This window comes from Pontibacter deserti, assembly GCF_023630255.1.
GTDB classification, from domain to species: domain Bacteria; phylum Bacteroidota; class Bacteroidia; order Cytophagales; family Hymenobacteraceae; genus Pontibacter; species Pontibacter deserti.
The window spans coordinates 1,177,532-1,202,046 of sequence record NZ_JALPRS010000001.1 but is presented as its reverse complement, the minus strand read 5'-3'; the positions used below and the strand labels follow the sequence as shown (position 1 = coordinate 1,202,046).

At 43.7% G+C, this 24,515-nt stretch carries 21 protein-coding genes; 12 read left to right on the top strand and 9 right to left on the bottom strand.

Annotated elements, in window-relative coordinates; genetic code table 11:
• Nucleotides 1-66: 66 nt before the first annotated feature.
• From ispG to MJ612_RS05165, 4 genes are all read left to right on the top strand, one after another.
• Nucleotides 67-2,040, top strand: a complete 1,974-nt coding sequence (gene ispG, locus MJ612_RS05180; protein WP_187030788.1) for a (E)-4-hydroxy-3-methylbut-2-enyl-diphosphate synthase — start codon at nucleotides 67-69, stop codon at nucleotides 2,038-2,040.
• 97 nt (nucleotides 2,041-2,137) lie between these two features.
• Nucleotides 2,138-2,302, top strand: a complete 165-nt coding sequence (locus MJ612_RS05175) for a DUF6728 family protein (protein WP_187030079.1) — start codon at nucleotides 2,138-2,140, stop codon at nucleotides 2,300-2,302.
• Nucleotides 2,303-2,390: 88 nt separating this feature from the next.
• Nucleotides 2,391-2,744, top strand: a complete 354-nt coding sequence (locus tag MJ612_RS05170; RefSeq protein WP_187030076.1) for an MmcQ/YjbR family DNA-binding protein — start codon at nucleotides 2,391-2,393, stop codon at nucleotides 2,742-2,744.
• Between the two features lie 241 nt (nucleotides 2,745-2,985).
• The gene (locus MJ612_RS05165) at nucleotides 2,986-3,483 is read left to right on the top strand and encodes a MarR family winged helix-turn-helix transcriptional regulator (RefSeq protein ID WP_187030074.1); all 498 of its coding nucleotides are present in this window, start codon (nucleotides 2,986-2,988) and stop codon (nucleotides 3,481-3,483) included.
• Between the two features lie 134 nt (nucleotides 3,484-3,617).
• Here MJ612_RS05165 and leuS read toward each other — a convergent pair whose 3' ends face one another.
• Nucleotides 3,618-6,383, bottom strand: a complete 2,766-nt coding sequence (gene leuS / locus MJ612_RS05160; protein WP_187030072.1) for a leucine--tRNA ligase — start codon at nucleotides 6,381-6,383, stop codon at nucleotides 3,618-3,620.
• Between the two features lie 208 nt (nucleotides 6,384-6,591).
• Between leuS and MJ612_RS05155 the strand changes: the two genes are divergently transcribed.
• Entirely contained in the window at nucleotides 6,592-7,248 is a 657-nt protein-coding gene (locus MJ612_RS05155) for a DsbA family protein (protein WP_187030070.1), read from the top strand.
• Between the two features lie 20 nt (nucleotides 7,249-7,268).
• Here the strand turns inward: MJ612_RS05155 and MJ612_RS05150 are convergent, their stop codons facing one another.
• Both MJ612_RS05150 and MJ612_RS05145 read right to left on the bottom strand, forming a co-directional pair.
• A complete protein-coding gene (locus MJ612_RS05150) occupies nucleotides 7,269-8,024 on the bottom strand; it encodes a spheroidene monooxygenase (RefSeq protein WP_187030068.1) in 756 nt (251 codons plus the stop codon).
• A 147-nt stretch (nucleotides 8,025-8,171) separates the two neighbouring features.
• The gene (locus tag MJ612_RS05145; protein WP_187030066.1) at nucleotides 8,172-8,666 is read right to left on the bottom strand and encodes a pyridoxamine 5'-phosphate oxidase family protein; all 495 of its coding nucleotides are present in this window, start codon (nucleotides 8,664-8,666) and stop codon (nucleotides 8,172-8,174) included.
• 127 nt (nucleotides 8,667-8,793) lie between these two features.
• Between MJ612_RS05145 and MJ612_RS05140 the strand changes: the two genes are divergently transcribed.
• Nucleotides 8,794-9,378: an acyl carrier protein phosphodiesterase gene (locus tag MJ612_RS05140; protein WP_187030064.1), complete on the top strand. Its 585-nt coding sequence runs from the start codon at nucleotides 8,794-8,796 to the stop codon at nucleotides 9,376-9,378.
• Nucleotides 9,379-9,434: 56 nt separating this feature from the next.
• Here MJ612_RS05140 and MJ612_RS05135 read toward each other — a convergent pair whose 3' ends face one another.
• From MJ612_RS05135 to MJ612_RS18455, 3 genes are all read right to left on the bottom strand, one after another.
• Nucleotides 9,435-10,001 (bottom strand): FKBP-type peptidyl-prolyl cis-trans isomerase, encoded by a 567-nt coding sequence (locus MJ612_RS05135; RefSeq protein WP_317233040.1) that lies wholly within the window; start codon nucleotides 9,999-10,001, stop codon nucleotides 9,435-9,437.
• Between the two features lie 22 nt (nucleotides 10,002-10,023).
• A complete protein-coding gene (locus tag MJ612_RS05130; RefSeq protein ID WP_187030062.1) occupies nucleotides 10,024-11,964 on the bottom strand; it encodes an AAA domain-containing protein in 1,941 nt (646 codons plus the stop codon).
• Nucleotides 11,965-12,118: 154 nt separating this feature from the next.
• Entirely contained in the window at nucleotides 12,119-12,715 is a 597-nt protein-coding gene (locus tag MJ612_RS18455) for a hypothetical protein (RefSeq protein WP_250419060.1), read from the bottom strand.
• A gap of 197 nt (nucleotides 12,716-12,912) precedes the next feature.
• Here MJ612_RS18455 and MJ612_RS05120 point away from each other — a divergent pair, with 197 nt between their 5' ends.
• The 4 genes from MJ612_RS05120 (at nucleotide 12,913) to MJ612_RS05105 (ending at nucleotide 17,685) form a co-directional block, all read left to right on the top strand.
• The gene (locus MJ612_RS05120; protein ID WP_187030060.1) at nucleotides 12,913-13,179 is read left to right on the top strand and encodes a hypothetical protein; all 267 of its coding nucleotides are present in this window, start codon (nucleotides 12,913-12,915) and stop codon (nucleotides 13,177-13,179) included.
• 121 nt (nucleotides 13,180-13,300) lie between these two features.
• Entirely contained in the window at nucleotides 13,301-14,095 is a 795-nt protein-coding gene (locus tag MJ612_RS05115; RefSeq protein WP_187030058.1) for a thymidylate synthase, read from the top strand.
• 85 nt (nucleotides 14,096-14,180) lie between these two features.
• Complete coding sequence (locus MJ612_RS05110; RefSeq protein WP_187030056.1) at nucleotides 14,181-14,957, top strand: MBL fold metallo-hydrolase; 777 nt, start codon at nucleotides 14,181-14,183, stop codon at nucleotides 14,955-14,957.
• A gap of 118 nt (nucleotides 14,958-15,075) precedes the next feature.
• Nucleotides 15,076-17,685 (top strand): SusC/RagA family TonB-linked outer membrane protein, encoded by a 2,610-nt coding sequence (locus tag MJ612_RS05105; protein ID WP_187030054.1) that lies wholly within the window; start codon nucleotides 15,076-15,078, stop codon nucleotides 17,683-17,685.
• 66 nt (nucleotides 17,686-17,751) lie between these two features.
• Here MJ612_RS05105 and MJ612_RS05100 read toward each other — a convergent pair whose 3' ends face one another.
• The 3 genes from MJ612_RS05100 to MJ612_RS05090 all read right to left on the bottom strand — a co-directional run bounded on the left by MJ612_RS05100 (nucleotide 17,752) and on the right by MJ612_RS05090 (nucleotide 20,137).
• Entirely contained in the window at nucleotides 17,752-18,567 is an 816-nt protein-coding gene (locus tag MJ612_RS05100; protein ID WP_187030052.1) for an aminotransferase class IV, read from the bottom strand.
• A gap of 79 nt (nucleotides 18,568-18,646) precedes the next feature.
• Nucleotides 18,647-19,768: a DNA-processing protein DprA gene (gene dprA, locus MJ612_RS05095; RefSeq protein ID WP_187030050.1), complete on the bottom strand. Its 1,122-nt coding sequence runs from the start codon at nucleotides 19,766-19,768 to the stop codon at nucleotides 18,647-18,649.
• 21 nt (nucleotides 19,769-19,789) lie between these two features.
• Nucleotides 19,790-20,137, bottom strand: coding sequence for a MerR family transcriptional regulator (locus tag MJ612_RS05090; protein WP_187030048.1), 348 nt, complete (start codon nucleotides 20,135-20,137; stop codon nucleotides 19,790-19,792).
• A 201-nt stretch (nucleotides 20,138-20,338) separates the two neighbouring features.
• Here MJ612_RS05090 and alaS point away from each other — a divergent pair, with 201 nt between their 5' ends.
• Complete coding sequence (alaS, locus tag MJ612_RS05085) at nucleotides 20,339-22,975, top strand: alanine--tRNA ligase (RefSeq protein WP_187030046.1); 2,637 nt, start codon at nucleotides 20,339-20,341, stop codon at nucleotides 22,973-22,975.
• 74 nt (nucleotides 22,976-23,049) lie between these two features.
• On the top strand, nucleotides 23,050-24,507 hold the full coding sequence (gene gatB / locus MJ612_RS05080) for an Asp-tRNA(Asn)/Glu-tRNA(Gln) amidotransferase subunit GatB (RefSeq protein WP_187030045.1): 1,458 nt from the start codon (nucleotides 23,050-23,052) through the stop codon (nucleotides 24,505-24,507).
• The last annotated feature ends 8 nt before the right edge of the window (nucleotides 24,508-24,515 follow it).

The following is a 24,515-nucleotide window of genomic DNA, read 5'->3' as shown; positions in this document are numbered from 1 at the left end:
AATTACCCATTGAACAAAGCAGACGCAACTTTAGTTAAGAGATAGATGAATTGCGAGATCGATCAGATGAACAAGAACTATTGCCCGAGCCTAACCGAATATAAACGCCGTAAAACACGCGTGGTAAACATTGGTGTCATACCGATGGGCGGCGATCACCCGATTAGGGTGCAGTCGATGACAACGGTTGATACGATGGATACCATGGGATCTGTGGAGCAGTGTATCCGCATGATCGAAGCTGGTTGCGAGTACATACGTATAACGGCGCCAAGTATAAAGGAAGCCGAAAACCTGAAGAACATAAAAGAGGAACTGCACAAGCGTGGCTATAGTGTACCTCTTGTTGCGGACATCCATTTTACACCGAATGCTGCCGAAGTTGCTGCCCGTATAGTTGAGAAAGTACGCGTGAACCCGGGTAACTACGCAGACAAAAAGAAATTCGAAGTAATAGAGTATAACGACGAAACGTATCAGGCTGAGCTTAACCGAATACGTGAGCGTTTTGTACCGTTGGTGCGCATCTGTAAAGAGCATGGTACCGCCATGCGAATCGGAACAAACCATGGCTCCTTGTCTGACAGAATTCTGAGTCGTTACGGAGATACCCCGCTGGGCATGGTAGAAAGTGCTCTGGAATTTATCCGCATCTGCGAAGATGAAGGTTACTATAACCTGGTTATTTCAATGAAGGCATCTAACACGCAGGTAATGGTGCAGGCCTATCGACTACTGGTGCAGAAACTGGATGAAGAAGGATTACAGCCTTACCCGCTACACTTAGGTGTTACAGAAGCCGGCGAAGCAGAAGATGGCCGTATTAAATCGGCTGTCGGCATTGGTACCTTGCTGGAAGATGGTTTAGGTGATACAGTGCGTGTTTCGTTAACAGAAGCGCCCGAAGCCGAAGCTCCCGTGGCCAAAGCCTTGATTGATCGATATACACATCGTGCTGAAAAGGCACAACCGATAAAGCCGATCTGTAATGTTCCGATTGACCCGTTCCAGTACCATCGTCGCGAAACAATTGAAGTGGAGAACCTGGGTGGGCAGAACGTGCCGCGTGTTATTGCAGATCTAAGCCGATTGACTGATGTACAGTATGCAGACCTGAAATGTGTAGGCCACCTGTATTCTATGTTGCTCGATAAGTTTAACATGAACGACCTGGGAGCTGACTACATCTATACCGGTGATAACCCGATCACCTTCATGCTGCCAAACGGCCTGAAAGAGATTCTGAACTATACTTCGTGGTTAAAAGCTGATAGAAGTGAACACAGCCATCCGCTTTTAACTGCTGAGCAATACCTGGCAAACTCCGAACGCGACCATAAGCTAAACTTTATACTTGCCACCATCAGTGATCTTACTTCTGAACTACTGGAGCAGTTAAAGACGGATGGAACAGCAGTGCTGATGTTGCAAACTACCAACGAGCATGCGATGCCTGAGCTTCGTAAATGTTTCTTCAGGGTAATGAATAATAACGTACAGGTGCCATGCATCATTAAACGTGCATATGGCCAATTGACTTCCGATGAAGTACAGCTTTATGCTTCTACTGATGTGGGAGGCTTACTAATTGACGGTTTGGGCGATGGTGTAATGCTGGGTATTGAACTGTTGCCGGATCAGGAAAAAGGTGCATGGCTGCAAACAATAGATGTACTGAACAAGCTAAGCTTTGGTATACTTCAGGCTGCCCGCACGCGCATGAGCAAAACAGAATACATCAGTTGCCCAAGCTGTGGCCGTACCCTGTTTGATCTGCAGGAAACAACTGCTATGATTCGTAAGCGAACCGACCACCTGAAAGGAGTAAAGATCGGAATTATGGGCTGTATAGTTAACGGACCCGGCGAAATGGCAGATGCTGATTATGGATATGTTGGCGTTGGAAAAGACAAGATTGCGCTGTATCGTGGGCAGACTGTAGTTAAAAAATCGGTGCCGGCTGACAGAGCTGTAGATGAATTAATAGAGCTGATACGTGAAGATGCGCGTTGGATTGAGCCGGTACAAATGGAAGAGTAAAACCGGATCAAGTATAAATCTTTTCCTGATTAAACTTGTTAAGTAACTGTAACAGAGATTCCTGTTAATTGATAATTGTTAACTGATAACTGAAAATATGAAGGGATTATTTGATTTCACGGAAGTAGCCACTTACTTTTTCCGTAAGAAAGACCCAAACCGCAAAAGTACTTTTAACCTGCGTGCCATGCACACGATCAACAAGATTTCGATCCTGATGTTTCTGGCAGCTATCATTTATTTTATTATAAAACACATATAGGCTTACAGCCTTTGTCAATATATTCAGGAGAGCCATTTTGGTTCTCCTTTTTTATTATCTTAAATCTGTAAACTATAATTGTTAGTCAATGAATATCGAGGATTTCAGGGAGTATTGCCTTGCCAAACCTGGTACAACAGAAGAACTCCCTTTTGATGAAGATACACTGGTATTTAAGGTATGTGGCAAAATGTATGCCTTGTGCAGCTTATCAGAATATGGAAAAGGTATAGCTTTAAAATGCGATCCGGATGAAGCAGTGGATCTACGTGAACAATACGCCCAGATAAGGCCAGGCTACCATATGAACAAACAACACTGGAACACTGTGCTACCGGAAAGCGGCTTGCCGGAGCAACTGCTGCTAAACCTGATAGATAACTCTTATAAATTGGTTTCTGCTAAACTTACCAAAGCTCAGAAGCTATCTATTGGTTTATAGTATACGCCAACAAGCTATTGAACTTTAAGTTATACTTATAGCTTATGCATTATAATTCGGAATACTGATGATCATTAAAACAACCTATGCGCTTTAACGTAAGCAGGTGTCTTAAAATCAATTAATATAAAAGGCAGGTAATCTGTAGATACAAAGTTGTTATCCGACTGAAATTTTTGGTCGTTTGTCTTATATATTCAATTTTTTTAAGTATAATTGACGTCACACCTTAGACTATTTTATGCATTTTGAGAATGAAGTTGGGATCAAGATCCGCAACGAGTGGCAGAAGGCAAGTTTAAACCTTCTTTATACTTCAGGTTTTCTTTTTAACGGCTACGAGAGCTTTTTTAAGCGTTATGGTCTTACTACGCAACAGTATAACTCATTACGTATTCTCAGGGACCAGTATCCAAACCCTATCTCAACATCCGGGCTAAGGGAAAAGATGCTGGATAAAATGTCTGACACATCAAGATTAGTTAGCAGGCTAAATGCGAAAGGATTTGTTGAGGTAAAGCAAAACCCGCATGACAAGCGGCTAGTAAATATTATACTTTCAGAAAAAGGTCATCGTCTTATGGAAGCGATCGATCCTGAATTGCCAATGCTGGATGGTATGCTCAACGGCCTGACTGAAGAGGAGGCCACAATGCTTAGTGATTTACTTAGCAGGGTAAGAGGTTCTATCAAAACGGCTTCCAGAAAGATCAGAGCTGCTGCTGTAGAAATAAACTAAGGTTTACTTAAAGACTAAGTTTAAGGTGGTACTGCCTGTGCAGTACCACCTTTTTATTTGCTCCTAAAAAACCAAAAGCCACCAGATGGGTTCCTGGCGGCTTTTAGTGAGTTAGTTGGTAAAATGGAATTAACTTATACTACCACGTTTATGATTTTGTTAGGTACTATAATAATTTTCTTTGGTGATTTTCCATCAAAAAATTTAGTAACCTGCTCATCATTCAAAACAGCCTTTTCAATCTCCTCTCGCGGAGCATCTGTTGCAAAAGCAAGCTTGGTACGTGTTTTACCGTTAACTGATACCGGGTACTCAAATGTATTCTCTACCAGGTACTCTTCCTTCCATTTCGGGAAAGTAGCATAGCTTATACTTTCTGTATGGCCTAAGGCATTCCATATCTCTTCGGTAATATGCGGCGCATACGAAGAAAGTATAATAGTTAGTGGCTCAAGTATAGCACGCTTATTAGTTTTCAGTTGCGTTAGTTCGTTCACACAGATCATGAAAGTAGAAACTGATGTGTTGAACGAGAAACGCTCGATATCTTCTTCTACTTTTTTTATAGTCTTGTGCAGCGACTTTAGTTCTTCAGCTGTTGGCTGTTCATCTGTAACCTGCAAGTTTCCGTCTTTATCAAAGAAGAGCTTCCAGTACTTTTTCAGGAACTTGCTCACTCCATCTATACCATTAGTATTCCATGGTTTGAATTGCTCCAATGGTCCTAAGAACATTTCGTACAGACGAAGTGCATCAGCTCCAACACGTTCAACTATGTCATCTGGATTAACAACATTATAGTAACGTTTAGACATCTTCTCAATCTCAACGCCTACGTTATACTTGCCATCTTCGAGTATAAACTCAGCATCTGCATTCTCAGGTCTCCAGTTTTTGAAGGCATCCAGATTCAGTACATCGTTTTCTACAATGTTCACATCTACATGTAGTGGCGTAACATCATACTGATCTTTCAGACCAAACGAAATATACTTGTTCGTATCCTTAATTCGGTATACAAAGTTAGAACGACCCTGGATCATACCCTGGTTGATGAGCTTTTTGAATGGCTCTTCTTCCACTACTAAGCCCAGATCAAACATAAACTTGTTCCAGAAACGTGAGTAAAGCAGGTGACCAGTTGCGTGCTCAGATCCACCAATGTATAGATCCACGTTTCGCCAGTACTCGATCTTATCTTTTGAAGCAAACTCGCTGTTGTTCTTAGGGTCCATGTAGCGGTACCAGTACCAGCTGCTGCCTGCCCAACCTGGCATGGTGCTCAACTCATACTCATATTGGTTGTTATATTTCCAGTCTACAGCGCGGCCAAGTGGCGGCTCTCCGGTTTCAGTTGGCAGGTAAGCATCGATCTTAGGCAGTTCAAGTGGCAATTCTTCATCCTTTAACAGCTGCGGAATTCCATCTTTAAAGTATACCGGTACCGGCTCGCCCCAATAACGCTGGCGGCTAAATACTGCATCACGCATACGATACTGCACACGTCCTTTACCTACTCCAAGTTCTTCAGCTTTGGCTATACCTGCTTTTATCGCATCTTTTACATCCAACCCATTCAGGAAACCAGAGTTAATGATTATACCTTCTTTGGCTGCATAGGCCTCTACTTCTAAATTTCCGCCTGCTACAACTTCTCTGATCGGTAAGTTAAAGTGTTTGGCAAAAGCATAGTCGCGACTATCATGGCCCGGCACGGCCATCACAGCGCCTGTACCGTAACCTGCCAGTACGTAATCGGCGATCCAGATCGGCACACGCTCTTCTGAGATTGGGTTAATGGCATAGGCACCTGTAAATACACCGCTCACGGTTTTCACGTCCGTCATACGCTCGCGCTCCGAACGGTTTTTAGCTACATTTACATATGCTTCAACTGCTGCACGCTGTTCTTCTGTTGTAATCTGGGCTACCAGCTCATGTTCAGGAGCGAGCACCACAAACGTTGCACCGAAGATAGTATCGATACGGGTTGTAAAAACTTTGATAGAACCATCGCCTTCAATGGCAAAATCAAGCTCTGCACCAACCGATTTACTGATCCAGTTGCGCTGCATTTCCTTCACAGGTTCCGGCCAATCAATTGTTTCCAAGCCTTGCAGTAAACGCTCAGCATAAGCCGTGATGCGCATCATCCATTGGCGCATTTTTTTGCGCTCAACCGGGTAACCGCCACGCTCCGAAACACCACCAACGACTTCATCATTCGCCAGCACCGTACCTAAGGCAGGGCACCAGTTTACAACCGCTTCGGCAACATAAGTCAGCCTATACTTTAACATTATTTCGGCTTGCTGCTGCTCGTTCATACCTTTCCATTCTTCATCAGTAAAGGCAGGCGTATCCTCGTCGCAGGCAGCGTTTATGTTAGCATTACCGTTGGCTTCAAATTCAGTAATTAGCTTGTCTATCGTTTCAGCTTTATCAGAGCTATAGTTATAGTAGCTGTTAAACAGCTGCATAAAGATCCACTGCGTCCACTTATAGTAGCTCGGGTCAGAGGTTCGCACTTCGCGTTCCCAGTCAAAAGAGAATCCGATATTTTTTAGCTGCTCTATGTAGCGGGCAATATTCTGTTCGGTAGTTATAGCCGGGTGCTGGCCGGTTTGAATAGCATATTGCTCGGCTGGCAAACCAAACGAGTCGAAGCCCATCGGGTGCAGCACGTTAAAGCCTTTCAGGCGCTTGTAACGGCTAACAATGTCAGAGGCGATGTAACCTAGCGGGTGGCCTACGTGCAGACCAGCACCTGACGGATACGGGAACATATCCAGGGCGTAGTACTTAGGTTTATCGGTACTTTCTTTGGCTTTAAACGTCTGGTTTTCTTCCCAGTAGCGCTGCCATTTCTTCTCAATCTGACTGAAATTATTCTCTGACATAGTTATTCGTGAATTCGCGTGTATCTTACTTAAACCGCTAAGTTAATTGTTAATTGTTAATTGTTGGATTGTTAAATGGCTAAATTGTTAATTCTGTGCGTGTGTAAACTGATGTTTGTTCCGGTCAATATTTTGCGAACACTCAAACAATCATAAATCAACAACCAACAATTAATTAACTTTGCAGCTTCAAAACTGAAGTATAGAAATGGAAAAATACGACTTGCTGGATGTACCACACCTGATTTATGTAATGGATCCGATGTGCTCGTGGTGTTATGGTTTTGCGCCGGTGTTGCACCGCATTAAAGAGGAACAGGAAGGTAAACTGAATTTTAAATTAGTATTAGGCGGACTTCGTGCGAATACTGCACCTATGGAGGCTGAGGATGTACAGAAAACACGACAGCACTGGCAGGATGTGGAGCAGGTAACAGCGCAGCCATTTGATTATTCTTTCTTTGAGCGTGAAGACTTCATCTATAACACTGAGCCTGCCTGCAGAGCAGTAATTACCATGCGTTATCTGAAACCGGAAGCAGAACTGGAAATGGCCGAGAAAATTCAGTCTGCTTTTTATGCCGGAAATAACGATGTTACAAACGAAGTCGTACTTGCCGAGATTGCCACTACTTTCGGAATAGAAGAAGAAGCTTTCCTGGAGAAGTTTAACACCGAAGATATGAAGGAAAAGACGCAGCAGGATTTTGTGATTGCAAGACACTTACAAGCTGTTGCTTTCCCAAGCGTTTACCTGCTGAATGGCAATGAGGTGAATGTGTTGAGTCGTGGGTACAGAACTTACGAAGCAATGAGTAAGCTGATTGAGAATGCCATGAAGCTTATCAATAACCCGAATCAGTAGTAAGATTATTTAACTATAACCTATAAAAGCGCAGTATCTATAGTTGGTACTGCGCTTTTGTTTTTTATTGGGTCAACTCCATTCCAGGTGCCTTCTGTTTTAGTAACTATAAACCGGGCAAATAGCTCTTCAGAATACCAGTTTTCGGAGCGGGTTCGCTTGATAACTTCTTTGTGTTTCGGGTTACGGTAGGCATAATTTTTCATAGCTTCTGCCGACTCCCAGATGCTAAATGTCGCCTGCCGGATCAATGGTAATTCTCCCAACCCGATAGAACATAATAAACCTTCTGCATCGTCCAGCGCTTTACTTGATTGTGGCACATATTTCCAGAAACTTGGTAAAGCCAGCCAGTTTATACTTGCGCGTGTAATTACAGCCAGTGGCCCCGAAGTATAGGTTGTTGTAAGAGCAGTCGAGAAGGGTTCCTGTTTGTCCCACTGCCCGTGGCTTTGCAGCGGATGCATGTAACAGGTCCATTGTTCAAAAGTATGGTATTCGTATTCCTGCATCAACGCTGATTTTTCGAAAAAGTCTTGTGCAGCCTGATCGCTTTCCCAGGTACAGATAAGCCCGTAACGGTAAAAGTTTGGTTTTATACTGAAGCCCTTGCCATGCCCGCTGCCTAATAATTTGTAAAAAAGTAAACCGGGTACATGTTTCAGTTTTGGACCTGAAGTACCCATTTGAGCAAGCCCCCACCGAACATGTCCTTTTTTTATACCAAACAAAGTGAGGGTGGTGAGCCGGTGAGAAGAAATTATACTTTCCTGCAAGGGTCGGGATGAATTAGGAGTTTAGAATTATGAATTACAAATTAACCTGAAAAAGTAAAACTGAAACTAAGCATTATTGTGCAAAAAAACACCTGCCAGACGGGAGTAAGGCAGGTGTTGCTTTCAAGCTATAGGTAATAGTTATACTTATAGGTTTATTTTTTTGTTTTCGCCCGGATCGGCTGGCTGACCTGTAATGGCAGCTTTTACCACACCGTATAAATGCACCACCGCACTGTTCGGAGAATCCCAGTATTCTGCTTTGTCAATTGTTACTTTTATCAGTCCTATATTCGGATCATCTTTTCCTTCCGGAAACCACGCTTTCAGAGCTGGATTCCACAATTCCTCAATTTTTGCTCTGTCTCTGGACAAAGATGCTCTGCCGGATACCGATACATATACATTATCAGAAGGCTTGGCATAACTTAAATTCACGTGAGAATCGTTTTTCAGTTCGTGCGATTTGCCAGACTCATAACCGGTAAAGAACCAGATGATGCCATCTTCATTTATCTGCATATTTCTCATCGGCCGGCTACGAAGGCTACCATCCTCATCAGCGGTGGTCATCATCGCAATGTCAATGTCCTTAATTTTATCTACCAGTTTGTGCAGGTTCTCGTTTTGTTCGTTATTCATAGTTTTATTTTGTTGGATGTGTTTTGATTACGCGCCCATAAACAATAGGGTTTATGGGTATAAGCTTATACCTTTAGAACAATACAAAGTATAAGATGTTTAAAGCTCTATACTTAAACTTATTATTTTGAATTACCTCGCCCATTTATATTTATCCGGAAACGAAGAGGAACTGCTGCTTGGCAACTTTATAGCAGATGCTGTAAAAGGCAAGCAGGCAGCGCTTTATAGTGCAGGCATTGCTCGCGGCATTTACCTGCATCGCCTGATTGATTCTTATACCGACAAACATCCGATAGTTTTAGAAACCAAGGCCCGCCTCCGCGAAAAGTATAAAAAGTATGCACCCGTCGTGGCTGACCTGTACTACGACCATTTTCTGGCCAGCCAGTTCGAGCGATTTGCAAACGAGCCACTAAGTGCTTATACTCAACGAACGTATGCGTTGATCAACAGTCATCTGCCTAATCTTCCGGCCCGTGTACAATACTTTTTCCCATACATGATGGAGCAGAACTGGCTGTTAGGCTATGCTGAAGTGGAAGGTATTACCCGCGCCCTAACCGGGCTTAGCCGCCGCACAAATTTTGAATCGGGGATGGAAACAGCAGGAGAGGAGCTATCTATAAACTATACTTTGTACCAGCAGGACTTTGAGCTATTTTTTCCGGAGTTAGAGCAGTATGTAGCTGAAGTGAAAAACCAACTTTAAACAAAAAAGCAGCACAAGTATAAACTCATGCTGCTTTTCAAATATCAATTCAGATATTAATGATGATGTCCGCCGGCACCATGTACGTGGCCGTGATCTAACTCTTCTTTGGTAGCTTCGCGAACCTGGGCAACTGTTCCTTTGAAATATAGTTCTTTGCCAGCCAGTGGGTGGTTAAAATCCATTTTAACAGAGTTCTCTGAAATTTCTGCTATACGGCCCTGTAACTGGTTGCCTTCGCTGTCAGTCATAGGTATAAAGTTGCCAACTTCCAGCATGTTGTCCGGAACCGCACCTTCCACTTCAAACACATTCATAGGCAGCTCCACTACAGCATTCTCATCAAATTCACCGTAGCCTTCTTCCGCATCCAGTTTAAAGTCGAAGCTGTCGCCTTCGCTCAGGTTGCTCAGGTTTTCCTCAAACTGGTCAGGCAGGCCGCTCATGCCGTAGATAAAGGCCATCGGATGTTCTTCATTCGCTATTTCTATCACGCTCTGCTCTCCGTTCTCGTTTTGCACACGTAACTCGTAGGTAAGCGTTACTACTTTGTTCTTTTCAATTTTCATTTTATCGGTCATTTTTTTGATGGCAGCAAGGTAACTATTTATACTTGCTTTCACATCCTTCGGTTCAAATTATCCGCTAGGGCAGGCACTCCGTTAGCTCCCAGGCACTACGGTAAGCATGTATACTTTCGGTATACTTAATAAATGCGTCGTAATACGGATGGTGCGTAAGCGTGGCACTATCACCAACTATAACCAGTTTCTTTTTGGCGCGCGTCATGCCCACATTCATTCTCCGGATATCACTCAGGAAACCGATCTCACCGGTATCGTTGCTGCGCACCATGCTGATGTAAATGATATCGCGTTCCTGCCCCTGGAAACTGTCTACAGTACCAATGGAAAGCTGGCGGTTCTTATACAATTCGTGGAGGTGCGGCATGTGCTCTACCTTATCCTGCAGGTAATTGATCTGGGCTCGGTAAGGCGCAATTACTCCAATTTTTAGCGGCGCAACTTCTTCATCCTGCTCATAGTCTTTGAGTAAAAGTTGCAGGTGGTTCAGCAGAAGGTCGGCTTCTTCCGGGTTAGCAGAACTTTGTGCTTCCGGGTTCACAACTTCATTATATCCGCAGCCGGCCGTATCTATAAACTCAACTGCCAACCCAGGTTTAAAAAAAGTATCATAGCCATGCAGATCACTGCTGTACACACTTTCGTGGGCGGTGAGTTCTCCATTATAGAATTGCTCGTTGGAGAACTGCATAATATGGTGGTGCATACGATACTGCGTTTTCAGCATCACCGATACATCTTTCTGCCGCTCTATACATTTTTCAAACAGGGTTACACTTAACCCTTTCTGGTCGGCTAAGAAGGATTTCACAGTTGGTGGCAACTGGCAATGGTCACCAGCCAGCACCACACGGTTCGCTCTGGAAATTGGTACCCAGCAGGCTGGCTCCAAGGCTTGTGCCGCCTCATCAATAAATACGGTATCGTAGTGCAGGTGTCGTATGGCTTTGTTGGCTGCGCCCACCAGCGTACACGTAATTACCTGTGCATTTTCGATCAGATCTTCGGTAATGTAGTGTTCAATGTTATCGGCTTCATCGAGCAGACGATTACTTTCAGCTTTGTATAGTTGACGCTGCATACGTTCTTCGTGTCCGAATTTGCGCTTGAACTGGTAAGCCATGCGCTTATACTCTTCAGCAGTTTTGCGTACCGATTTAAGGTCTTTATACGCTTTGTGCTCCATAATCTGCGCATCCAGGGTATGCTCCAGCAACACATCCGAAACCCGCGAAGGATTACCGATTCGGATCACATTAACACCTTCATTGGCCAGCTTTTCGGTTAATAAGTCTACAGCCGTGTTGGAAGGAGCTGTAACCAAAAGGCGCTTCTGGGTTTTAAGTGTATGTAGTATGGTTTGTACCAGCGTAGTTGTTTTTCCTGTTCCCGGAGGACCATGTATAATAGCCACATCTTTCGCCTGCGCTACCTTGCGCACCGCTTCGTTCTGCGACTCGTTCAGTACCTGAATCTCATCAACTTTAACATCGGTAAAAGCAGGTTCTTTTATACCTAATAAGATATCACGGAGCTCGGCTAAACGACTTTTGTTAGCTTCAATTACTTTCTTCATGGCTATCTCCATTTCACGATAGCTCATTTCATCAAAAGTTAGGTCGATGCCAAGTTTCCCATCATCTATCCAATCTGGTAGGTCTTCCTTGTTTGTGGCAAGTATAATCTTGTTGCGCTTCAGGCCAACTATAACACCGTTCAGGCTATTGCGTTCGCCACTGTTACTAAATAAAGCAGCTGCCTTACCCGTCTGGAAAAGGTGTAGCTGATCACGGCCGGAAGTTCGCTCCAGCTCGATCACTACTTTATTGCCAAAACCAATCTCTTCTTTCGAAATAACGACAGGATACCAGCAAAAGCCCATCTCTTTACGCTCTTGTATCGAGCTTTTAAGGCTTTTGATTTTAAACTGCTGGCGGTCTTCTTCCTGTTCTATTTTAAGCAGTTCCTGTACCTGCTTCAGTTCTTCAATAATATCTCTCATCTATGTCAAAAATAAGGGCTGGTATTTACACGCCAGCCCTTGCATTGTGTTAGCTATTGTATACGTGAACCTGCCATAGGGCAAGGAAAGTATAACATAAAAAAAGTAGCTATTAATTCCGTTTTGTACCTCTAAAACAAGGCATAACTATAGTTTATACTTTCTTTTTCTTTACCTTATTCTTTGCATTGTTAAGCCGCACCTGCAGCATAATGGCATATAATAAAAGTATAGCCGAAACGATAGCCAGCACTGTAATTACTTTGTCTTTGCCATAGCGTTTTTCGTTGGCTTCGTTCAGTTGTACTTCCAGATCTTTTATAGTTCTTTCCCGTTTTTTTATCTGGCTCTGTAACGTACTTATCTGGCTTTGCAAACCTTCAATTCTGTCATTTATCTGGCGCTGATCTACTACGGTCTGTTTTCCGGTGCGCTGCGTTTCTACAGTTGTTGCCGCTATCTTTTTTATACTTGCTTCCTTTACGGCAGCAATCAGCTCAGAGTCTTTCCGGATAATCTCCTTTAAAGTATCTACAATCTTGAGCAGGTCTTTTTTGGACTTATTTCCCCAGAAGCTATTATTCTGCTGGTTCAGGTATTGGTATTCCAGAACAAGTTGCTCGCGTTCGCTCATCAGGCGTGCCAGTTTGTCTTCCTGCGCCTTTGCATTTTCCGTGGTAGATGCGTCCTGGGCCTCTACATTTAAAAACATAGAACACAGCAGGCCCAGCGTTAAGAGTTTTTTCTTCATGGTTTGTATGCTTACTATGTTATTACACGCAAATATGAGAAGCATATTGGATAAACCCTGATTTATTTTTTCGAAGGGATAATAAGTAAAAGTAACTCAGTAATATAAATAAGTGATGAACATCATTTACGAAAAAGCGTAATTCGTCTACCTTTACTCCTGTAATTATCCTGATCACATCAAATCACTCAGATATCATGAAAAAGTTAGTTCTTGTTTTAGCCCTTGCCGGATTTATAGGAGCCGGTGCTACGCCTGCAATCGCTTGCGAAGGCGGAAAATGTAAAATGGAGCATGCTGATAAAGATAAAAAAAGCAAGAAAGGCAAAAAAGCTGCTTCTGCTGAAAGCTGCCACATGGAAAGTACGACTGCTGATGCTGGTAAAACTCCATCGTGCTGCATGAAAAAAGATGCAAAAGCAGGGGCCTCAAAAGAGACCAAGGAGACAAAAACTCAGAATTAATTTAGACCTTGAATCTGTAGCACAAAAGCCTCTTGCCAGCGCAGGAGGCTTTTTGTTTTGCAGCAGTTTGCTGCTATCTTTAACGTTCAACTATAAACTATACTTTCGCCTATACTTTACCATGAAGCAATATTTAGACCTGATGCAGCACATCCTCGATAACGGGGTGAAGAAAGAAGACAGAACCGGCACCGGCACATTGAGCGTTTTTGGTTACCAGATGCGTTTTAACCTGGCCGATGGCTTTCCGCTGGTTACTACCAAAAAAGTGCACCTGAAGTCTATCATACATGAGCTGCTCTGGTTCCTGAAAGGCGATACGAACATTGCTTACCTGAAAGAGAATGGTGTTAGCATTTGGGATGAATGGGCGGATGAGAATGGAAATCTTGGCCCGGTTTACGGATCGCAGTGGCGCAACTGGCCAACCCCCGACGGCCGCCACATAGACCAGATCACGCAGGTAGTAAATCAGTTAAAGAACAACCCGGATTCGCGCCGGATTATAGTTAGTGCCTGGAATGTAGCTGAGATAGAAAATATGAAGCTGCCGCCTTGCCACGCCTTTTACCAGTTTTATGTGGCTGAAGGCAAACTAAGCTGCCAGCTATACCAGCGCTCTGCCGACGTATTTTTGGGTGTACCGTTTAACATTGCTTCGTATGCCTTACTGGTACTGATGATGGCGCAGGTAACAGGACTGGAGCCGGGTGAATTTATCTGGACTGGCGGCGATACGCATTTATATACTAACCACCTGGAACAGGCTAAACTTCAGCTTACCCGTGAGCCAAGAGAACTGCCGCAAATGAAGATCAACCCGGAAGTAAAAGACATCTTCGGATTTAAGTATGAAGACTTTGAGCTGGTGAACTATAACCCGCACTCAGCTATAAAAGCGCCGGTGGCCGTATAAGCTAGGTTATTACCTGATACTGGTAAATAGCGTAAACAAAAAGCTGCGATTATACTTTATAGTTACAACCACTAAAACTTATACTATGAAACTAAAAGCATTTTTTACGTTACTCTGTAGCCTGGTCATACTTCAGGTATCTGCGCAACAACAGGTTAAGCCGGATATGGTGAAGACCAACAAAGGTCAGTTAAAGATCCAGCCCATTACTCATGGCACTCTGGTGCTATCCTGGAATGGTAAAACAATCTATGTGGACCCTTACGGTGGTGCCGAGCTATACAAAGGTATCGCAAAGCCAGACCTTATACTTATCACTGATATACACCCGGACCACCTGGATACTAAGACGTTGGATGGACTTGATCTTAAAGGAGCTAAAATGGTAGTTCCTCAGGCCGTAGCCGATCAGTTACCAGAAAAGTATAAAGGCCAGGCTGAGGTAATTGGGAACGGCCAAAGTACAAACCAATTAGGTATTCCGATTGCTGCTATACCTATGTATAACTTACCGGAAGCTGAAGATTCGAAACATGTAAAAGGAAGAGGCAACGGGTATGTTCTGAATATTGGTGGCAAAAACATCTACATCTCCGGCGATACGGAAGACATACCTGAGATGCGCGCGCTGAAGAACATTGATGTAGCTTTTGTGAGCATGAACCTGCCTTACACAATGGACATAAACCAGGCTGCCAGTGGTGTACTCGAGTTTAAGCCTAAAGTGATTTACCCATACCACTACCGTGGCACTGATGGGCTGGCCGACGTTGAATCTTTCAAGAAAATGGTAAACGAGAAAGATGCTAACATTGAAGTAAGGCTTCGAAACTGGTACCCGACAGAGGCTAAGAAGAAGTAAACTTTACACTATAGTTTAATAGAGGAGCACAGGTCAGCAGCCTGTGCTTTTTTTATTTATATTATTTCATATATTATATATAACTTTCAGGCTATGTTATAACTTAAATCTTTATCACTTGAAACAAACTTTACACCCAACAAAATCTTCTAGAGCTGTAAGCTTAACTCTAGGATTACTTTTTTTCTCCTTCGCAGCAACAGCACAACCCCAACCTTCGGATACGTTGCAGTTAGGCTATGGAAACAGAACATTAAATACAGTAACAGAAAATGCTGGACATCTGAAAGAACCAGCTTTTAACAAAGGTCTGCTCACGAGCCCGGAACAGCTGGTAAATGGCAGATTTGCAGGTTTACGAATAACACCCGGGAGCGGACAGCCAGGGGCGGGAAGCCACATAAAACTTAGATCCGCTACTTCTGTTTTTGGAGCAACAGCACCACTTATAGTTATAGATGGTGTTCCATTTGACAATACTTATCCATCAATTTATACTGGCTACCTGAATTTCATTAACCCAAACGACATTACTTCTGTTACGCTGCTAAAAGATGCTGCAACTATAGCAATGTATGGTGAGAAAGCGGTGAATGGGGTAATGTATATCACAACTAAAACACCTGCTAAAAATGCTAGGCTGTCTGTTTCTTATAGTTCAACCGGCGCAGTTTCTGTACTTCGGAAAAAAGCTGAAGTATTGTCAACTTCCGAATTCAGAGAGCTGGTTCAGTCTGAGTTTCCTGAAAAAGAGTACTTGCTTGGTGACCAAGACACAGACTGGCAGGATGTGATCTATCGTAAAGCTTTTAGCCATGATCAACATCTGAGCCTAAGCGGATCGTTACTCAAAACTGTTCCTTTCAACGTGTCGATTGGCCACCTGAACCAGAATGGAATCCTGAAAGCATCCAAGAACACAAAGAACACTTTGGCACTTTCCCTTAACCCAAGTTTGCTGGACGACCATTTACGTTTGAACCTGCAGGTACGGGGTACGCAACAGATACTTCGCGTAGCGGACACAAGAGCAATTGTGAATGCGATGGCCTTTGATCCTACGCAGCCTGTGTACCAGAATAACGAATTTGGCGGCTACTTTACTTACACCGACGAGAATGGTGAATTAGAAACATCTGCTTTGCTGAACCCGCTGTTCATACTGGAACAACGCAATGACGAAGACAGAATAGGAACGCTTCAGGCACAGGGGCATCTCCAATACAGACTTCACTTTTTCCCGAGCTTAACTATAAACGCCCGTTATGCTAAAACCAAATCAGACAACGCATTTAAAACACATTTGCCTGTTGTGGAATATGATCGTTTTATGGGTGAAAAATTTGTAAGCTGGGATGAAAATAGCCGAAATTTAGATAATACTTTCAAGGAAGCATTTATAAGTTATAACCAGCCGCTTCTGTTTATGCAGAGCAAGCTAAATATAGTTACCGGTGTAAATAGGAAAGAACTTGAGAGTAATGAAGAGATAGCAAATACTTCGTTATACAAAGACATGTATACCGGCGAAGACAAGTATTCAACAACAGGTTCTTCCGCATCATACCGTACCGAACATAATTCTGTTTTTGGTAGACTCAGCTTAACTTTTAGAGATAATTTAACAGTAGAAACAGCTTTTGCACAGGATCAGGCTTCGCGGTTAAGTAAGGATAACGAAAAATATACTTCTGCGGCAGTAGGAGCAGGCTGGAGTGTAGTTAATAATGAAAGTGGAATGTTGTCTTCACTAAGATTCAATACTAACTATAGTTCCTTCTCAAATGCTGAGTTTAATACGTATGGCTCTAATGTTAAAGTTGATTCGAAGCTTAAGCCTGAAGAAACGCAAAAACTGAATGTTGGAGTAGCTTTCGGTGCGTTCAAAAATAAGCTTTTCGGTGATATAAATGTCTATACTTCCACAACAAAAGACATGTTTATATTGGCGTCTGTGTCACCGCAAACTGGCTATGGTGGTGTATTCGTAAACGGTGGCGAGAGTCAGTCGAAGGGTATAGAAGCCAGCTTAAACTACAAAGCAATCAGTAATGATAAGGTAGAATGGATATTAGGTACAAACCTAAGCTACGGTTCAAATGAGATAACAAAGCTAAGCCTAGTAAAGACTGTACTTTATAATAACTTTCTTGGCTTGGAAAAAGGCTATCCTGTAAACTCTTTTTATCTGTTACAACAGCTTTACAGTGCGCCTGGCAAACCCATAGAGAACAGCTTTGAGAAAGATGAGAACGGAAACAATACATATAAAATCTTACATTCCGCGGATCCTACTTTCAGTTTTGGATTAACTTCACGAGCTAGTTATAAAAAGTTCAGCTTAGATTTACTATTACGCGGCAGCGTGGGTGGTCATGCATTTAACTTTAACGAAGCCTTACAAAGTTCTTTGATAATGGTTGACGGTCAGAACTTTATGGAAAATATAGGAAGAAGTTATTTAGATACAGGCTTCGAAAATCGCTATCCGCGCTCAAGTTATTACCTTAAAAACACTTCTTTTATAAGAATGGAATTCCTGCAAGTTGGCTATGATGTAGGTACTATCTGGAAAGAACACGCAAATTTAACAATCACAGCTACTGTGCAAAATGCATTTGTAATAACTAAGTATAACGGGCAGGATCCTGAAGTTGCCGGAAATATAGATTATGGGCAGTACCCGCAGCCAACAACTTTTTCATTGGGCCTGAAACTAGATATTTAACAAAGCAGAATAAATAAAAAAGCACAGGCTATTGTCTGTGCTTTTTTATTTATAGCAAAACTATAGTTAAGCAAACAAATTCGATCGTACCTGCTGCACAAAATTTTCATCTACAGTTACCTCTCCATTATCTATAGTAGCTATACTTCGGATACCAGTTACATTGCCTGCAAAAACAGCATCTGCTTTCAATAAACTGTCTACATCAAAATATACTTCTTTGGTTTTGATACCTGCACTATGGCACCAGCGAAGTATATTTTGCCTTACAATGCCCTGCACGCAGCCTGTATCTATAGCCGGAGTGAAAAGCACATCATTTTTAGACCAAAAGATATTTGATGAGATCAGTTCTGAAACAATGTGCTGGCGGTTTATTAGCAGCATATCATCAAATCCTTTTTCATTTTTCTCGATACCAGCCATTACATACAACAGCGCATTTGGTCCTTTAAAAAAAGAGAAGGGATTATAGTTGGTAGTTATAGTTTGGCAGATGCCAATGTGCAGGGTAGTTGTTTGTGCAGGAGTGGCCGGAACTTTAGTTGCCAGCCAATCGGCTTGGTTTGTTTCAGGAGTGTAAAGCCCGCTGCCGCTGCGCCAAAGTTTCAGTTTTAGCCGGCCATAGGTTGTAGCATTGTTTTGTACTGCCAGTTGCAACAGCTTTTCTGCCAGTTCTCCGGAAAGTATAGCCTGAGGTAACTCTAACTTTAAAGCTTTCGCTGCCGCCAGCATACGTGCCACATGGTCATCCCAAAACCGTAGCTTCCCATCAGCAACTATAATCGTTTCAAATAAGCCATCATTAAACTGGAAAGCCCGGTTTGTGAGTGGTAAACGTAGTTCATCTTCAGGTATAAACTCGCCGTTATAAAGCAACATGAAAGTTAGTTAAGAGTTTAAGATTGAAAGTTAAGAGTTAAATCTCTAAAACTATAAACTCATAGCTATAGACTCTAAATTACCGAATCAACCCAAACCGTTTCCCCGGCATTGCCTTCACCATCCCTTTAAACTCCAGGGTTAGCAACACCGATGCCAGTAAACTTACCGGAATTTGCGTTTTCCAACTAATGTTGTCCATATGTTCGTCCTGAGTTTGCAGTAACAGTGATAGTACTTTAAGTTCGTCTGGAGTGTAATCATCAGGAGAGAAGACCAGTGACTTTTGCTTTTTTGCCTGTGATTCATCTTCTAAATCCCAGTTCAGCAGTTCTACCAGATCTTGTACAGAAGTATAAATAGCTGCTTTGTGATTTTTGATGAGAAGGTTCGGCCCTTCTGAAACCGGCGACGTTACATTGCCCGGCACTGCCATTACTTCTTTGTCGTAGCCGTGTGCCAGGTCAGCAGTGATGAGTGTGCCGCTTTTAAGGGTTGCTTCCACCACAATCGTACAGTCGCTCATACCGGCAATAATGCGGTTACGTGCCGGAAAACGGGGAGCATCTGGCTTAGTGCCGAAAGTACTTTCTGTTAGTAAGCCGCCCTGGATGAGCATGCGTTCAGCATATTTGCGGTGCACGGCCGGGTAAACAATGTCTGGTCCGCTGGCCATAACGCCTATAGTTGGCAAACCCGCCTGCAGTGCAGCTCTATGCGAAACTATATCAACCCCATAAGCCAATCCGGAAACTATAAGCACATTGTAAGGTGCCAGATCGGCTACTATTTTCTCGGTCATCGACTGGCCATAGTTGCTTACCTGTCTGGTACCAACTATAGAAATAATGCGCCGCTGGTTCAGGTTTCCGTTGCCTCTAAAGTATAAAAGGGTAGGAGCATCGGCTATTTGCTTCAGCCGGTCCGGGTATTTGGGAGAAGTATAGAACAGCAGTTGTACTTCATGCTCTTCGGCTTTCTTAAGCAGATCTTCGGATTGTAGTAAGGCCTGTTTTGCTCCTTGAGTAAAGTTCTTAAAAGCGGCAGGGCCTATTCCAGGAATCTTCTGCAGCTTACCCGGCGGAGCATGAAATACCCCGTGCGGAGAGCCACAGTAACTTACCAGCTGACGCGTTAACTGTGGCCCGATACCGGGTATCTGGGTAATGGCAACTTCGTAAAGGTTATGGTTATCTCCCATGGTTAGGGAAATACGCAGCTTTTAGGCTTTGGTGTTCAGTTGATTTTTAATACCTACCAGGAAAGAGCGAACCTTCTCAAGCGAATCAATCATATCAATCTTATCTTTGGTCTGCACCGATTTGTTTTTCATCACTTCCTTAGCGCCCTGTATAGTATAACCACGCTCCTTAACCAAGTGGTAAACAGTACGCAGCGTTTCAATATCCTGCTTGGTATACTGGCGGTTACCTTTCTTGTTTTTCTTTGGTCTGAGCTGCTCAAATTCGGTTTCCCAGAAGCGTATAAGCGATGCGGCCACATCAAACATGGCAGCAACTTCGCCAATCGTATAATACTGTTTCTCTATTTCTTTTTCTTTATAAGGCATATGGCTAGGCTAAAGTATAGTGAAAGCACTGTTAATTTTCGGCCTGATGTTACTGTTTACAGCTAAAATATGCTACTTTTGCTAGTAATTGGCTAACCGGAACGCGAAAATCAATCGTGCTTCTGAAAGGCAAAAATTCTATATTTTTTGTTCTTAAACAACAAGTATAGCAGATAGTATCTAAAGGCTTAATAATCATAGATGAACTCAGCTGAGATAAGACAAAAGTTCCTGGATTTCTTCGCTTCCAAGCAACACCAGATCGTTCCATCGGCCCCGATCGTGGTAAAAGACGACCCAACCCTGATGTTTATTAACTCGGGTATGGCCCCTTTCAAAGACTACTTTTTAGGCAACAAGCCTGCGCCGTACAAGCGCATCGCCGATACCCAGAAATGCCTTCGCGTAAGCGGCAAGCACAACGACCTGGAAGAAGTAGGCTACGACACCTACCACCACACTATGTTCGAAATGCTGGGCAACTGGTCGTTTGGGGACTATTTTAAGAAAGAAGCGCTGGAATGGTCGTGGGAACTTCTTACAGAAGTATACAAGCTACCAAAAGACAGACTGTACGTTTCCGTTTTCCAGGGCGATGCTTCTGAGAACCTGCAAATGGATCAGGATGCTTTCAATATCTGGAAGTCGATGATAGCGGAAGACCGTATCCTGATGGGGTCTAAGAAGGACAACTTCTGGGAGATGGGCGATACCGGCCCGTGCGGTCCGTGCTCGGAGATTCACGTTGACTTGAGAACAGATGAAGAACGTGCGCAAGTAGACGGTAAGTCTTTAGTGAACAACGATCACCCGCAGGTTGTCGAGATCTGGAACAACGTATTCATGGAGTTTAACCGTCTGGCTGATGGTTCGCTGGTAAAACTGCCTGCACAGCACGTAGATACCGGTATGGGCTTCGAGCGTTTGTGCATGGCTATCCAAGGCAAGCGTTCTAACTATGATACCGATGTATTCCAGCCGCTGATCCAGTTTGTAGCCAAAGAAGCCGGTGTAGTTTATGGCGAGAACGAGAAAACAGACATTGCCATCCGTGTAATATCTGACCATATCCGTGCTATTGCCTTTACTATAGCTGATGGACAATTGCCATCAAATAACAAGGCTGGTTATGTGATCCGTCGTATCCTGCGTCGTGCGGTGCGTTATGGTTTTACTTTCCTTGATTTCAAGAAACCGTTCCTGTACAAACTGGCTGCCGTACTGGCCGACCAGATGGAAACTGTTTTCCCGGAACTGAAGCAGCAACTGAGCTTTGTGCAGCGCGTGATCGAAGAAGAAGAGAACGCTTTCTTGAGAACACTGGAAAATGGTCTGAAGCGACTGGATACGCTGGAATCTAAATTCAAGGAGAACAACAATACCATCGACGGCAAAACAGCTTTCGAACTATACGATACCTTCGGATTCCCGCTGGACCTGACTGCTTTAATTGCCCGTGAGAAAGGCCTGACAGTTGATGAAGCTGGTTTTGGCGTGGAGATGGAGCAGCAGAAGAACCGTTCGCGCAACGCATCAGCTTCCGAGCAAAGCGACTGGGTAATTATTCAGCCAGATGTAACGACAGAGTTTGTGGGCTACGACTGTAATGTTTCGGATTCACACATTGTGCGTTACCGCCAGGTAAAGACCAAGAATAAGAGCGAATATCATATCGTGCTGGACAGAACTCCTTTCTATGCAGAGAGCGGTGGTCAGGTTGGCGATACCGGTTATTTGATCTCTGATTCAGAGCAAATTGAAGTGCTGGATACGAAGAAAGAGAACGATCTTATACTTCATATCACAGCTAAGTTACCGCAAACTATAGATGCTGCTTTTAGAAGTGAGATCGATTTTGAGCGCCGAAACTATATCCGTAAGAACCACTCTGCTACGCACTTACTGCATGCCGCTTTACGTAAAGTTTTAGGTGAGCACGTGCAGCAGAAAGGCTCATTGGTAAACGAAAAAGTTCTGCGTTTCGACTTCTCGCACTTTGCTAAGGTAGAAGATGCACAGATTCGTGAGATAGAGCATATCGTGAACGAGCGTGTGCGCCAAAGTATACCATTGGAAGAACAGCGTAACGTGCCAATTGCCGAAGCCAAAGAAATGGGAGCAACTGCCCTTTTCGGCGAGAAGTATGGCGAATTTGTTCGCGTGATCGCTTTTGACAGAGAGCACTCAGTAGAGCTTTGCGGTGGAACGCACGTGTACAACACCGGCGAGATCGGTTACTTTAAAATTGTATCTGAAAGCTCTGTAGCTGCCGGTGTTCGTCGTATTGAAGCCGTTACTGCTAAAATTGCCGAAGACTTTGTACAGGCACAGTTAGACGAGCTACACGCTGTACGTGAAGTGCTGAACACGCAAAGCAATGTATCGGGAGTCGTGCAGAAACTACAGGACGAGAACAAAGCCCTGCAAAAGCAACTCGAGCAATTTGAGCTGAAACAACTGAGCGGCCTGAAAGATACGCTGGCACAAAAAGCACAGCAGCTAAACGGCGTTAGCCTTGTAGCCGAGCAGGTAGAAGTGAGCAATGCCGATCACCTGAAAAAGCTGGCTTTCGATATGCGCCAGGTGGTAGATAACCTTATATTGGTACTGGCAGCTGAAATTGACGGTAAACCACAAATTGCTGTAATGCTTTCGGATAACCTGGTAGCTGAAAAGAACCTGAACGCCAGCCAGATGGTACGCGAACTTGCCAAAGAAATCAAAGGAGGTGGCGGTGGTCAGCCATTCTATGCAACTGCCGGCGGTAAGGATACTGCAGGCTTACAGGCTGTACCGGGCAAAGCAGTAGAACTTGTAAAATCTTTAATGAATAATTAGTAATGAGTAATGAGTAATGGCTTAACTATAAACTATAATTAGTCATTACTCATTATCCATTAATCATTAAATAAATGGAAGAATCAATCAGAAATAAATACCAGGCGATCATCGGTCTGGAAGTGCACGCGCAGTTGCTGACAGAGAGCAAAGCCTATAGTTCTGACTCTACGGAGTATGGTATGCTGCCAAACACCAACCTGAGTGCCATCACACTTGGTCATCCGGGTACCTTGCCGCGAATTAACAAAACAGTGGTAGAAATGGCCGTTAAAATGGGCCTGGCTACTAGCTGTAACATTACGCGCTACAACATCTACGCACGTAAAAACTACTTCTATCCCGATCTTCCGAAAGGTTACCAGATTACGCAGGATAAAACGCCTGTTTGTACGGCTGGTCATATCGTTGTGAAAGATGCGGAAGACAATGACAAGCAGATTGGTATTACGCGCATTCACATGGAAGAGGATGCTGGTAAATCGATGCACTTAGCTGGTGAAACGGAAACATTAGTTGACTTTAACCGTGCCGGTGTGCCGCTTATCGAGATTGTATCGGAGCCGGATATCCGTGATTCTGTAGAAGCTTACAATTATCTTTCAGAGATTAAGCGCCTGGTTAAATACCTGGACATTTGCGATGGTAACATGGAAGAAGGTTCGTTGCGCTGCGATGCCAATATTTCGGTAATGCTGAAGGATTCACCGCTGTGGGGTACGAAGGTGGAAGTGAAAAACATGAACTCCTTCCGTAACGTGCAGCGTGCTATTGAACACGAAATAGAGCGCCAGATCATGGTACTGGAAAATGGTGGCACAGTAGAAGGCGAGACCCGTAACTTCGATGCCAACACTGGTACAACTACGGCTATGCGTTCAAAGGAAACCCTGAACGATTACCGTTATTTCCCGGAGCCGGACCTTCCGCCTTTGGTGATTGAACAGGAATGGCTGGAGCGCATAAAAGAAACCATGCCGAGCCTGCCGCAGGAGCTATACAAGCGCTTTACCGAAGAGTATGGACTGCCAGAATATGATGCCAACGTATTGACCGATGCCAAGGAAGTGGCTTTATACTTTGCCGATCTTTGCAAGTATACTACTAACTATAAAGCCGCCTCTAACTGGGTAATGGGTCCGGTAAAATCGTACCTGAACGAGCTGCAGCTGCACATGAAGGATTTCCCGCTGCAGCCGCACAGCATTGCTGAACTGATTGCGCTGGTAGATGAGAACAAGGTAAGCCACTCGGTAGCAGCCAAGAGGATTTTTCCTTATATGCTGGAGAACCCGGGCACGCCGGCACACCAGGTAGCAGAAGAACAGAATTTGTTACAGGACTCAGATGCCGGAGCGCTGGAAGCTATTATAGCCGAAGTTGTAGCCGGAAATCCACAGAAAGTAGCGGAATATAAAGCTGGTAAACAAAGCCTGGTAGGTATGTTTATGGGCGAAGTAATGAAGAAAACGAAAGGCAAAGCAGACCCGAAAGTAGCTAATAAGTTGCTGGTTGAGCGCCTGAACGCATAATCAATTCT